Origin of the sequence: Allostreptomyces psammosilenae, from assembly GCF_013407765.1 — a bacterium.
Classification (GTDB): domain Bacteria; phylum Actinomycetota; class Actinomycetes; order Streptomycetales; family Streptomycetaceae; genus Allostreptomyces; species Allostreptomyces psammosilenae.
Genome location: NZ_JACBZD010000001.1, coordinates 835,020 through 847,890 on the forward strand (window position 1 = coordinate 835,020; position 12,871 = coordinate 847,890).

Annotated in this window: 9 protein-coding genes; 2 read left to right on the forward strand and 7 right to left on the reverse strand. The window is 69.8% G+C overall.

Annotated features, from left to right (window positions below):
- The first annotated feature begins 16 nt into the window (after positions 1-16).
- Complete coding sequence (gene chrA / locus FHU37_RS03315; protein ID WP_179812723.1) at positions 17-1,459, forward strand: chromate efflux transporter; 1,443 nt, start codon at positions 17-19, stop codon at positions 1,457-1,459.
- 769 nt (positions 1,460-2,228) lie between these two features.
- Here the strand turns inward: chrA and FHU37_RS03320 are convergent.
- From FHU37_RS03320 to FHU37_RS03340, 5 genes are all read right to left on the reverse strand, one after another.
- On the reverse strand, positions 2,229-2,954 hold the full coding sequence (locus FHU37_RS03320) for a FadR/GntR family transcriptional regulator (protein WP_179812724.1): 726 nt from the start codon (positions 2,952-2,954) through the stop codon (positions 2,229-2,231).
- A gap of 146 nt (positions 2,955-3,100) precedes the next feature.
- Positions 3,101-4,705 carry a glycosyl hydrolase 53 family protein gene (locus tag FHU37_RS03325; protein ID WP_179812725.1) on the reverse strand — a complete coding sequence of 535 codons (1,605 nt, stop codon included), beginning with the start codon at positions 4,703-4,705 and terminating at the stop codon, positions 3,101-3,103.
- 112 nt (positions 4,706-4,817) lie between these two features.
- Entirely contained in the window at positions 4,818-5,723 is a 906-nt protein-coding gene (locus FHU37_RS03330; protein ID WP_246449543.1) for a carbohydrate ABC transporter permease, read from the reverse strand.
- Positions 5,720-6,688, reverse strand: a complete 969-nt coding sequence (locus FHU37_RS03335) for a carbohydrate ABC transporter permease (protein WP_179812726.1) — start codon at positions 6,686-6,688, stop codon at positions 5,720-5,722. Before FHU37_RS03335 ends, FHU37_RS03330 begins: the two co-directional genes overlap by 4 nt.
- Positions 6,685-8,013, reverse strand: coding sequence for an ABC transporter substrate-binding protein (locus FHU37_RS03340; RefSeq protein WP_246449544.1), 1,329 nt, complete (start codon positions 8,011-8,013; stop codon positions 6,685-6,687). The genes FHU37_RS03335 and FHU37_RS03340 overlap by 4 nt, the downstream gene beginning before the upstream one ends.
- Before the next feature lie 337 nt (positions 8,014-8,350).
- On the opposite strand from FHU37_RS03340, the gene FHU37_RS03345 reads away from it, so the two are divergent.
- Positions 8,351-10,729: a beta-galactosidase gene (locus FHU37_RS03345; RefSeq protein ID WP_179812727.1), complete on the forward strand. Its 2,379-nt coding sequence runs from the start codon at positions 8,351-8,353 to the stop codon at positions 10,727-10,729.
- A gap of 79 nt (positions 10,730-10,808) precedes the next feature.
- On the opposite strand, the gene dgoD is transcribed toward FHU37_RS03345, so the two are convergent.
- Both dgoD and FHU37_RS03355 read right to left on the reverse strand, forming a co-directional pair.
- Positions 10,809-11,954, reverse strand: coding sequence for a galactonate dehydratase (gene dgoD / locus FHU37_RS03350; protein ID WP_179812728.1), 1,146 nt, complete (start codon positions 11,952-11,954; stop codon positions 10,809-10,811).
- Positions 11,955-12,011: 57 nt separating this feature from the next.
- Positions 12,012-12,788: an SDR family NAD(P)-dependent oxidoreductase gene (locus FHU37_RS03355; protein WP_179812729.1), complete on the reverse strand. Its 777-nt coding sequence runs from the start codon at positions 12,786-12,788 to the stop codon at positions 12,012-12,014.
- Between the last annotated feature and the right edge of the window lie 83 nt (positions 12,789-12,871).

Here is a 12,871-nt window from a genome sequence, read left to right on the forward strand (position 1 = left end):
ACCCACGGAGAAACCGGTGACCGCCACCCAACCCGAGCCGTCCACTGGCCCTGCCCCCGAAGCCACCGGTGACACCGGCCACACCGGAGGGCTGACACCCGCAGCTTCGAGCGACATCATCCCCTTCGGCCAGGCGGTCCGAACCTGGCTCCTGATCTCCTTGCAGACCTTCGGCGGACCCGCCGGCCAGATCGCCGTCATGCAACGCGCCCTGGTCGAGGAGAAGCGCTGGATCGGGCAACGCCGCTTCCTCCACGCCCTCAACTACTGCATGCTGCTGCCCGGCCCCGAGGCTCAGCAACTCGCCATCTACACCGGCTGGCTCCTCAACGGCACCCGCGGCGGGCTCGTCGCCGGGACGCTCTTCGTCCTGCCCGGCATGCTCGCACTCCTCGCCCTGTCCGCCGTCTACGTCGCCTGGGGCGAGACGACCGCGGTCACCGCCGTCTTCGCTGGGCTGGCGCCCGCCGTCGTGGCCATCGTCGCCCAGGCGGTCATCCGAGTGGCCCGCCGTGCGCTGCGCCACCGGGCCCTCCTCGCCCTGGCCGCGCTCGCCTTCCTCGCCCTGGCCGCGTTCGCCGTCCCGTTCCCCCTCGTCATCGCCGGCGCCGCGCTCGCCGGCTGGTTGCTCGCCCGCAGGTACCCGGCGCTCGCCGCGGCCGGCGGACACCAGGGAGGGGACGACGGGCCGACCCCGCTCATACCGGACGACGCCCTCCACCACGCCACTCCCAGCGGGCGCCGCACGTCGACCATCCTGCTGATCGGCCTCCTGCTGTGGGCCCTGCCGGTCCTCGCTGTGGCGGTGCTGACCGGCACCGACAGCGTTTACACCACACAGGGGTTGTTCTTCTCCGGCACCGCGGTGGTCACCTTCGGCGGCGCCTACGCGGTCCTCGCCTTCGTCGCCCAGCAGGCCGTCACCGCCTACGGCTGGTTGTCCGCCAGTGACATGGTCCGCGGCCTCGCCCTCGCCGAGAGCACTCCCGGCCCGCTCATCATGGTGGTGCAGTTCGTCGCCTTCCTCGGCGCGTACGCCAACCCCGGAGACCTCAATCCCTGGGTTGCCGGAGTGGTCGCCTCACTGCTCACCACCTGGGTGACGTTCGTCCCGTGCTTCCTGTTCATCTTCCTCGGCGCTCCGTACATCGAGCGGCTACGCGGCAACCGTTCCCTCGGAGCGGCCCTGACCGGGATCACCGCCGCCGTTGTCGGAGTCATCGCCAACCTCGGCCTCTACTTCGCGTTCAACACCCTCTTCAGCACGACCCACACCTTCGAGGCCGGACCTGTCGCGCTCCCGCTGCCCGACCTCACCACTGTCCGTCCCACCGCCATCGCCATCACCGCGATCGCCGCCTTCATCCTCCTCAGGCTCCGCTGGTCCGTTCTCCGCACCCTCGGTATCTGCGCCGTGCTCGGCCTCGGCGCTGGCCTCATCGGCCTTCCCCTCGGTTAGGAGCCGGTGAAAAGGGGCCCACCGTCGCGGGCCTCGTCCCACACCACCCGGTGGCAACGCTCGAGGGCCGACCGTGGCCCCTCCCCCCGGGGGAGAGGCGGCGAACTGGGCGACGCGATCGACGCGGCCCGCGACTAACTGATCGTTTCAGAATGAGTTCGGCGTGAGGGCTTGGCCGACAGGTCTGCTGGCGGCAGAGTGGCGCGAGTTCCGGATGATCTTGTGCCTGATGACCTCGGGAACGCATTGCTCCCCTGCCCCTGGTCGTCGTGGCGCCATCGGTATCCCGGGCGCCTGCCGGCGGATGACCGGGCGGCCCGGCGGGGCATCATCTACGCGCTCCGCAAGAACGCGAGCTGGAGAATCATGCCAGCCGACCGGATCGGCTGCAGCGGAGTGACAGCCTGGCGGCACCTACGAGACTGGACCGAAGTCTGCGTCTGGCCCCGCCTCACGAAGTGTTCCTGGCCGAACTACGCAGAACCGGCCAGCTCGACATGGACGATGCCGCGATCGACGGCTCGCACGTCAGAGCGCTGAAGGGGGCTCACGTCAGACCTTCGCGGTCGACCGCGCACACCCGGGCAGGAAGCACCCCTGATCGTCGATCGCCACGGCACGCCCCTCGCCGTCACCCTGGCGGGCTGAATCAGGCACGGTCGAGGACATCACCATGCTCGCCGCCGGCCATCCGCACGTGACCGCCGAGAAGGTCTGACCCGCCACGTGACTCAACCCGCAACGGGTAGTGCCCGGCGTACCGCCTTCCTCACGCCGGGGACCGGTGCGTGGCGCCCCGAGTGTGGGTGAGGTGATCGAGGTCCTCGGTGGCCTTGGCCAGCAGGTCGAGCATGGCGAGCTCCGCGCGGGCGGGGTCCTGGTCGCGGACAGCGTCGAGCACCGCACGGTGGCTGGGGACCGGATCGTCCGCGTCACCGTGGGCGTGGACCATGCGGTCGCGCTCCCTGAGTCCCGGCTCCAGGAGCATGTCCATCCTCTGCAGCATTTCGTTGCCGGTGGCGGTGAGGAGCGCCCGGTGGAAGGCCGCGTCGGCTTCGGCGGCGTCGCTGGACTCGGCGTGCGCCTGTCCCATGGCGTCGAGGGCGGCTTCGAGGGCGGCGAGGTCGGCGTCGGTGCGGTGCAGGGCAGCCCGGTGCGCCGCGGCCGGCTCGACGATGGACCGCACGTCGGCGAGGTCGCGCAGCAGCTGGCCGCCGTCGCCCGTCTCCATGCGCCAGTGGATCACATCCGCGTCGAGGAGGTTCCAGTGGAGGCGTTCCCTGACGAAGGTGCCGCGCTTCTGCCGCGCGTCGATCAGTCCCTTGCCGGCGAGAACCTTCAGGGCTTCTCGCATGACGGTCAGGCTCACGTCCAGTTCGGCTCCGAGCGCGCCGATGTCCAGCGTCTCGCCTTCGGCTATCCGGCCTCCCACGATGCGCGCGCCCAGTTGGTGTACGACCTGTCCGTGTACACCGCGGCCGGAGTAGGACGCCATCGCTGGTGCTCCTTGATGTCAGAGGACTGAGAGGTCTCTCGATTTTACAGTCGGACATTAATTATGAATACACCGTGGCGTGGGTGGGTGTGCCGGCCTCGGACAGAAGTCCGTCCGAGGCCGGCACACCCGTCAGCTCTGTGTCATCACCAGGTGCGGAAGGCGCTCAGGCTGGGCAGCGCCTTGTGGACCGAGCCGTAGCCGAAGAACGACGTGTCCTCGACCTCGTTGTCGCCGCCGACGACCCAGCCGTTCGGGTCGGCGCCGTCGGCGAAGTCGATCGCGATCGGGTCCCAGTAGGAGATTCCCACCACCTTGCCGGTGTCGTACATGGCGCGGAAGAACTCCTGTGTCCACCTCAGCTGGCCGTCGGGGGTGGCGCCGTAGTTTTCGGGGCCGTCCGGGTCGAGGTTGTTCGCCTCGATCAGCGTCGTCTCGCTCGCGCCGCTGGGCTCGAGCGTGAAGGGGTAGCCGGTCTCCATCGCCATGACCGGCTTCCCGCTCGCCGTTCCCACCCAGCTCGCGAAGTTGGCCAGGGAGGCGATTGTCATGTCGGTCCAGAACGGGTACAGCGAGACGCCCATGATGTCGTAGTCGAGGCCGTTCGCCCGCGCGCCGTCGATCCAGCCCTGGTAGGCGGTGCGGTCCGGGGTGGTGAGGTGGATGACGGTCTTGCTCGTCGGGGAGGTGTCCTTCACCGCCTTGGAGGCGGAGTTGAGCAGCGCGTAGTAGTCGGCCGGGGTGGTCCAGCGGTCCACGTCGGCGAGGGCGTTGTTGATCTCGTTGCCGATGGAGACGTACTCGGGTGCGACGCCCGCGTTCTTCATCTTCTGGACGGAGGCGGCCGTGAAGTCGTAGATGGCCTGTTCGAGCTGGCTCTGGGAGTAGCCGGCCCAGTCCTCGGGCCTGATCTGGAGCGCGGGGTTGGTCCAGAAGTCGCTGTAGTGGAAGGACAGGAGGATCTTCATCCCCCGTGCCTTGGCGTCCTTCGCGTTCGCCACCGCGTCGTTGATGTCCTGCCAGCCGGGCTGGAGCTGGTACCGCTGTCCGTTGGTGGTCACGAAGGCGCCCGGCTTGTTGTAGACGCGGATGCGGGCCAGGTTGAAGCCTTCGGGGGCGAGGACGTCGAGCACGTCCTTCTTGTTGCCGGCGCTGTCCGCGTACTGGGCGCCGGCGGCGGCGTTCATCCGCCGGTAGGTGATGTCGCCGCCGACGGCCATCGCGCCACCGGTTCCCGGCGTGATGCGGGTGAAGGAGAAGTCGTCCGCCTGGAGGGTGCCCGCGGCGGAGTTCGACCAGATGCCGACGGTGCATGAGGGGCTGAGCACCGAGACGCTGAGCGTCACCCGGGTCCACTGCGTGGTCGTGGGCAGGTCGAGGGTCTGGGTGGTGTCGCCGCAGGAGTACGCCTGCAGACCTGCGGCGGCCACGCCGTTGTTCTTGATCCAGGCGGAGAGCGTGTAGGTGCCCTTGGTCAGCCCCGTCAGGGTCTGGACCGTGTTCACCGACCACTGGCCCTTCTTGCCGTGGACGAGACTGGTCTGTCCGCTGTGGGGCCCGGCGGTCTGCGTGTAGGCGGAGTTCGGGGTGCCGATGTTCGTCCAGCCGGTCAGCCCGCTCTCGAAGCCGGGGTTGGCCAGGAGGTTCGTCGTTGTGGTCTCGGCGGAGCTCAGGGGCGCGGTGGCGAGTGTCGTCGCTGTGAGCAGCAGACCGAGGCCGGTCGCCATCACGCCGCTTCTGCGGATTCGCACAGGGACTACTCCTTCTGGTGGGTACCCGGCTCGTCCAGCCGGGGTGTACGAGCCGGGCGCACGGACCTTCGCTGATGGTCGGCTCGGCGTGCGCCCGGCCGGAGAAGGGAGGTCAGCTCTTGACTGCTCCTGCGGTGAGCCCTTCGAGGAGCTGCTTGCGCAGGACGTAGAAGACCAGCAGGCTCGGCACCGCCGCGAGGACCGCGCCGGCCAAGACCAGGTCGTACTGGCGGCCGGTGGCACTGAAGATCACCTGCAGGCCCATCGGGAGCGTGTAGTCGCCCGGCTCGCTGACCACGATCAGCGGCCAGAGCAGGCTGTTGTAGCTGGTGAGGAAGGACCACACGCCGAGGGCCCCGAGGGCGGGCCGCAGCAGGGGGAACACGATCCGGCGGAACAGTCCGAACTCGGTGCAGCCGTCGACCCGGGCGGCCTCCAACAGGGCGTCGGGGACGGACTGCTCGACGAACTGGCGCATCATGAAGATGCCGAACGCCGGGGCCACCCAGGGCACGACCAGGGCGAAGTACGGGGTGGTCAGCTGAGCCTTGGCGATCATGATGAACAGCGGTACGACGATGACCGCGAACGGCACGGCCATCGAGCTGAACATCACGTTGAACAGGATGTTCTGGCCGCGGAAGCGGTACTTGGCGAAGGCGAACCCGGCCAGGGAGCACAGCCCCACGGACACCACGGTGGAGATCAGCGCCACGGCGGTGCTGGTCAGCAGCCAGGTCCAGAACGGGTAGCCGTCCAGCAATCCCCGGTAGTTGTCCAGATTCCCCGGGATCGGAAGTGGTTGCGGCGGATAGGAGAAGATCTCGCTGCGGGACTTGAAGGACGCCGACAGCGCCCACAGGAGCGGCAGCGCGAAGACGGCCAGCAGGGCGATCAGGAACGCGTACAGCAGGACTCGGCCTGTCAGGCGTCCGCGCTCGGCCCGGCGCGGCGGCACGGTGCGGGTGGCCGGGGCGGAGGAGGGGGATGCGGTCTCGGGCATGGTGACCGAGGTCATCGGGTGCTCCTTCCTACGCCCAGGGCCCGCATGGCGAGCTGTCCCAGGACGAACACGACGACGAAGAGGATGACGCCGGCGGCTGCGGCGTAGCCGAGTTGCTGGCGCTGGAAGCCGGCGCGGAAGACGAACATGGCGACGGACAGAGTCGATTCACCGGGGCCGCCCTGGGTCAGCAGGAAGGGCTCGTCGAAGATCTGGGCGGTGTTGACCAGGACGGTCACGGCGACGAAGGCGGTCACCGGCCGCAGCGCCGGCAGGGTCACGTCCCAGAAGCGGCGCACCGGCCCGGCGCCGTCGATGGCGGCGGCCTCGTACAGCTCCCGCGGCACGTTCTGCAGACCGGCCAGGAAGAAGATGGTGAGGTAGCCGGTCCAGCGCCACAGCACCAGGATGACCACGGATACCCGTGCCCAGGCCGGGTCGCCGAGCCAGTCGACTCCGCCGAACCCGAACACGGCCTGCAGGGTGGCGTTGACCAGGCCGTAGTCCTTGTCGAAGATCAGCCCGAAGACGACGCTGATGACGATGGGTGAGATCACCACCGGCATGAAGTACGTCATCCGGAACATGTCCCGGCCCCGCAGTCCCCGGGCGTTGAGTGCCTGGGCGATCAGTAGTGCGGCGGGGACGACGACGCAGAGCGTGAACAGCACGTACAGGGCGGTGTTGCCCATGGCCGCCCAGAAGCTCTGGTCGGTCAGCAGGTCGCGGTAGTTGCGCAGCCCGACCCAGCGGGGAGTTCCGAGACCGGCCCACTCGGTGCAGCTGAGGTAGAAACCGACCAGGATCGGGACCAGCAGGAACAGCCCGTAGAGCAGGTAGAAGGGCGACACGAACACGTAGGGGGCCAGCGACCGCTGGTTGCGGCTCCACCAGGAGCGCTCGGCCAAGTTCGCGGGCTGCTTCGCGGGCCGGGCGGTGCTCGGTTCGGGCCGGGCGGGGGTGGCAACGGGACGGGTCATCGCTTCACCTGCTGTCGGTAGTCCCTGATGCCGGCCTTGAGTGCCGCGGCGGCGGAGGTCTTGCCCTGCAGGGCCTGGAGTATGTGGCCGCCCAGCAGGTCGGAGAGGAACTGCATGCCGGGTGCCTGGTAGTAGAGCGGCAGGTCGGCGGCTGCCGCGCGGTAGACGTCGAAGACCCGCTGGCCGCCGAGGTAGTCGTCGGCGACCGACGTGAGTTCGGGGTCGTCGTAGAGGGACTTGAGGGTCGGCAGGAAGCCGCCACTGTGGTAGCGCAGCAGCTGCCCCTCGCGGGTCAGGTACACCCTCCGCAGCAGTTCGAGAGCGGCCTCGGTGTTGGGTTTGCCCTTCACGACGCAGAACGCGGTGCCTCCGAGGATGGAGGCCACGTGACCGCCGCCGGCGAAGCGCGGCAGCGTCCGCATGCGCCACTTGCCCTTGTCTTCGGGGGCGTTGGCCTGCAGACCGTAGACGTTGTACCAGTTGGGCATGGCCGCAGCCGCCAGCCGACCCGACTTCAGGGCGGCACCGCAGACGGCGCCGTACGGGTCGGGCAGGGACATCAGGAAACCGGAGCGGACTCCCTGAGCCATGAACTCGAGGACCTCCACCGCCTCGGCGGAGTCGAGTACGAGCTCGCCGGATGCGTCGAAGATGCCGCCGCCGCGCTGCAGGAGGAACTGCAGGAAACCGTTGACGATGGCCCCGTTGTCACCGGTGGAGACCATGCCGAGGCTGACCTTGTGCTGGTCGTAGACGCGTGCGCCGACGCGCGCGAGGTCCTGCCAGGTGTCGAGGTCCTCGGGGATGCCGTACTTGGCGAAGAGGTCCTGGCGGTAGTACAGAACGGTGATGGAGTTGTCGGAGTCCAGTCCGTAAGGGATCTTGTCGACCGAGTAGGGGGCGAGCTTGAGGAGCTCGCCCTCGAAGGGCCTGACGGTGTCACTCAGGTCGACGAAGAGGTTCTCGGCGATCGCCGAGCCCATCACGCGGGGGAACTGGTCGACGATGACGCCGGCGAGGTCGGGCGTGTTCCCGCCGGCCACCGCCTGCGCGATCGTGCGGGTCACTACGTCACTGCCGGCCGCGTTGGTGGCCTTCACCCGGTAGTCGAACCGGGAGCCCTGCATGAGCGCCTTGTCGCCGGCCGCGGCCTGGAAGGTCTTGATGTAGCCGGGGTCATGGGTCCACAGCGAGACATCGACCCGACCCGAGGACACCGTACGGCCCGAGGAGGAGCCGCAGGCGGTCAGACCGGGCAGGGCCAGGGCGCCCAGACCGGCTCCTGTCGCGGCCCGCAGCAGGGAGCGGCGGCTCATCCCGTTCATTCGCCGCCTCCGCTGCTGGCCGTCGGTGCGATCGGTCGGAAGCGGAACCCGCCCGGGAGCCGGTTCGGCGAGGCAGCGGGGGGTTTGAGGGCATGAAACGACAACATGACAGGCGGCTCCTGCGTGGCGGCTCGTGAAGTGGGTTCATCGTCAGGGCGACCCGCACCCCTGTCAAGATGTATTCATAAATAACGCTTAGAGCGCGGGCGGCTCCTAGCGCCCTCGAGGCAGCCGCGCGATCAGGGAGATATTAATTATGAATACATCTTGACCTGGGCTTGTGGCCGCCCGACGATGGACGCGCACTTCACCCGCCCCCTCATTGGAGCCGCCTTCCATGTTGTCCCTGCACGCCCACGCAGCCTCCGAGGTCCTGGCCGGGCATCTGCCGATGGGCAGTTCCGCCGACGCGCCGCACCAGCTCACGGTCGACAGCCAGAGCCTGGTCCGGGATGGCCGCCCGTGGATCCCCGTGATGGGCGAGTTCCACTTCAGCCGTTACCCGGCCGCCGAGTGGCGCGAGGAGCTGCTCAAGATCAAGGCCGGCGGGATCGACCTGCTCGCCACCTACCTGTTCTGGAACCAGCACGAGAACGAGCGGGGCACCCTCCGCTTCGACGGCGACCTCGACCTGCGCCGCTTCGTGAGGCTGTGCGACGAGATCGGCCTGGCCATGGTCGTCCGGCTCGGCCCTTGGTCCCACGGCGAATGCCGCAACGGCGGCCACCCCGACTGGCTGAGCGAGGTGGACTGCGCCCCGCGTACCGACGACCCCGCCTATCTGGCGCTGGTCGAGCCCTACTACCGGCGGATCGCCCACGAACTGCGCGGCCTCTTCCACGAGGACGGCGGCCCGATCATCGCGCTCCAGGTGGAGAACGAGCTCTACGACCAGCCCGGGCACCTGGCCACCCTGCGCCGCATGGCCGAGGAGTACGGCATGCAGGCCCCGCTGTGGACCGCAACCGCCTGGGGCTCCGCCGACATCCCGCGCGACACCCTCCTGCCGCTGTACGGCGGCTACCCGGAGGTGTTCTGGGAGGACGCCGGCATCGGCCCGGCACGCGACATGCGCCGCCACTACTTCTTCACGCCGATCCGGGACGACCACGCCATCGGCGCGGACCTGCGCGCCGTCGAGGCGACCGGCCCCGGGCCGGACACCAGCCGCTACCCGTACGCCACCTGCGAACTGGGCGGCGGCATGGCGATCGCCTACCACCGCCGGCCCGCGGTGCCCGTCGAGGACATCACCTCGCTGGCGCTGGCCAAGCTGGGCAGCGGCTCGGTCTGGCAGGGCTACTACATGTACCACGGCGGCTCGCAGCGCACGGACCTGAAGGAGCCCAACCAGGAGAGCCACGACACGGGCTACCCCAACGACATGCCGACGGTGACCTACGACTTCCAGGCACCGCTCGGCGAGTACGGCCAGGTCCGCCCCGCCTTCCACGCGCTGCGCCTCCAGCACCTGTTCCTGCACAGCTACGGAGCGGACCTGGCCCGGATGCCGCTGGCCCTGCCCGACACCCAGCCCGACTCGCTCGACGACCTCGCCACGCTGCGCTGGGCCGTACGGTCGGCGGGCGGGCAGGGCTTCCTGTTCGTCAACAACCACCAGCCGCACGACACACTGCCGGACCACGAAGGCGTCCAGTTCCGCGTCCACCTCGACGGCGGGCGCACCGTCACCCTGCCCGCGCAGCCGGTCCGCGTGCCGTCCGGAGCGCACTTCGTCTGGCCCATCGGCCTGGACCTCGGGGGCGGGCTGCGCCTGGACTGGGCCAGCGCCCAGCCCGCGACCCGCCTGGACACCGAGACCGGCACCCTCACCGTGCTGGCCGCCGTCGACGGCATCCCGGCCACTCTCTCCCTGAACGGGGACGTGCAGGTCGAGGGCCCGGCGCAGGTGGAGCGGGGCACGGACGGCACCCTGATCACGGTGAACGAGCCCGGCACCGGGGCGCTGCTCACCCTGACCGGCCCGTCCGGCACCGCGCGGGTCCTGGTGCTGTCGCACGACGACGCACTGCGCCTGAACCGGATCCACTTCGACGGGCAGGACCGGCTCGCGCTCAGCGACGACCTGGTCCTCGCCGACGGAGACGAACTGCGCCTGCAGATCGCCGCCCCCGCTCCGTCCCTCGCCCTGCTGCCGGCGCCCGCCGCGCTCCACGGAGACGGTGTCGGGCAGCCCGCCCAGGACGGCGTGTTCACCCGCTGGCCGCTCAGCCCCGCGCCGCGGCTGCCGCAGCCGGCCCTGCGCTGCCTGCAGAGCGACGCGGTCGCCGCCCCGGCCCGCACCGGAGGCTCCCACCTGAGGGCCTCGGCCCCGCGCGACGAGGACTTCGACAAGGCCGCCGTGTACCAGGTCGACGTCCCTGAAGCGGCTCTGGACGGCGAGGGAGAGGTGCTGCTGCGGCTGCGCTACACCGGGGACGCCGCCCGCGCCTACATCGACGGGCAGCTCGTCGCCGACCACTTCTGGTACGGACCGGAGTGGGAGATCGGGCTGCGCCGCTTCGCCGACGCGGTCCGCCGGCACGGCATCGAGATCCGCGTCCTGCCCCTGGACCCAGCGTCCGACATCTACGTCAACCCCTCCCTGCGCGACGGACTGGAAGCGGCGCACACCCGGGCCGAGGTCGAGACCGCCGAACTGGTGGCCGTACCGCGGACGACGGTGCGTACCGAAGGAGCGAGCCTGTCCGGCTGATCCCTCGCGGTCCGCTGCACGACGTGGGCGGCGCCGGTCATGTGACCGGCGCCGCCCACGAGCGTGTGGTGAGAGGGGGCTACCACTCGGCGAAGGAGCCGTCCGCGTGCTGCCAGGTGGGGTTGTGCCAGTCCGGGGCGATGCCGTCGGCCTCGCGGACGGCCTTCTCGTCGACCTCGATGCCGAGACCGGCCCCGAGAGGCCGGCGGATGTGGCCCTCCTCGAAGCGGAACACCTCGCGGTCGACGACGTAGTCCAGCATCTCGGCGCCTTCGTTGTAGTGGATGCCGATGCTCTGTTCCTGGATGAGGAAGTTCGGCGTGCTGAAGGCGACCTGGAGGCTCGCCGCCAGGGAGATCGGGCCCAGCGGGCAGTGTGGGGCGAGCAGCACGTCGAAGGTCTCGGCCAGTGACGCCATGCGGCGTACCTCGGAGATCCCGCCCGCGTGCGAGAGGTCCGGCTGCAGGACCGCGATGCCGGCCTGCAGTGCGGGCAGGGCCTCGGTGCGCGAGTAGAGCCGCTCGCCGGTGGCGATCGGGACGGACGAGGCCGCGACCGTGTCGCCGAGGCGGTGGGTGTACTCGGGCAGGACGGGTTCCTCGACGAACAGAGGAGACAGCGGAGCGAGGTGGGGCAGGACGCGGCGCGCGTTGGCGGCGGTGAACCGGCCGTGGAAGTCCATGGCGAAGTCCCGGTCGGGGCCGAGGACCTCGCGGGCCGTGGCGGCCCGTTCGACGACGGCGGCGATGTCCGCCGCGGTGGCCAGCCGGTTCATCCGCCCGCAGGCATTCATCTTGACCGCAGTGAAGCCGGCCTCGACCTGCGCACTGACGGCATCGGCGATCTCGGCGGGATCATCGCCGCCCACCCAGCTATAGGCCCGCACCCGCTCGCGCACCGGACCGCCCAGCAGCACATGGACCGGCACGCCGAGGGTCTTGCCCGCAATGTCCCACAGAGCCTGGTCGAGTCCTGCGACGGCGCTGGAGAGGACCGGGCCGCCGCGGTAGAACGACCCCTTGGTCATCATCTGCCAGTGGTCCTCGATCCGCATCGGATCCTGACCGATCAGATACTCGGCCAGCTCGTGCACGGCGGTACGGACGGTGGCCGCCCGGCCCTCCACGACGGGCTCGCCCCATCCGACCACGCCTTCGTCGGTCTCGATGCGGCAGAACAGCCAGCGGGGCGGAACAGCGAAAGTTTCAACACGGGTGATCTTCAAGAGGTTTGCTCCAAAGGGCAGCACAAGACAAGGGGCCGGCCGCGAGATCCGGCGGGGTCACGAGGAGTTCTTCAAAACGCTCCAGCCGCCGTCGACGACGAGCGAGGCACCGGTCACGAACGAGGCGTCGTCGCTCGCCAGGAAGGCGATCGCGGCGGCGACCTCCTCGGGGCGGCCGAGGCGGCCGGCGGCGGTCTCCGCGGCGGTCGCCTGCCGGTCCTCCTCGGCAATGCCCTCCCAGGCACGGGTCAGCACCGGACCGGGCAGCACACTGTTCACCCGGACGCGCCCGCCGTACTCGACGGCCAACTGCCGGGCCAGCCCCGTCAAACCGGCCTTCGCCGCGGCGTACGCGGGACGCCCGGGCAGACCCACCAGGGCGTGCACCGAGGAGACGAGCACCACGCTGCCGCCGGTCGCGACCAGGTCGTCCAGGCAGGCGCGCACGCCGAGGAACGATCCGGTGAGGCTCACGGCCAGCTGACGGTTCCATTCGGCCGCGCTGGTCTGGTGGGCTGCGGCGACCCGCACGGAATAAGCGTTGCTCACCAGCGCCCGAATCGGGCCGAACGCCTCTCGCGCAGCCTTCACCGTCTCGCCCCAGGACGACTCCTCGGAGACGTCGCACCGCTGGAACAGCGCGTGGCCGCCAGCCTCTCGGACCGAGGCCGCCACGGCCTGCCCCGCCTCCTCGTCGATGTCCGCGACGACGACACGAGCGCCCTCGGCGGCGAGCCGGTGAGCCGTTGCCGCGCCGATCCCGGACGCGGCGCCGGTGATCAGCACGCAGCGGCCGTCGAAGCGGTCGGCTGGGGAGGTGGCGGCGAGGTGCATGAGAGGTCTCCTCGGGAAGAACAGCGGCAACCCTCAAATTAAATATGAATTATTGAGGGGTGCCAAGAGGTTCTCCTGCCCGC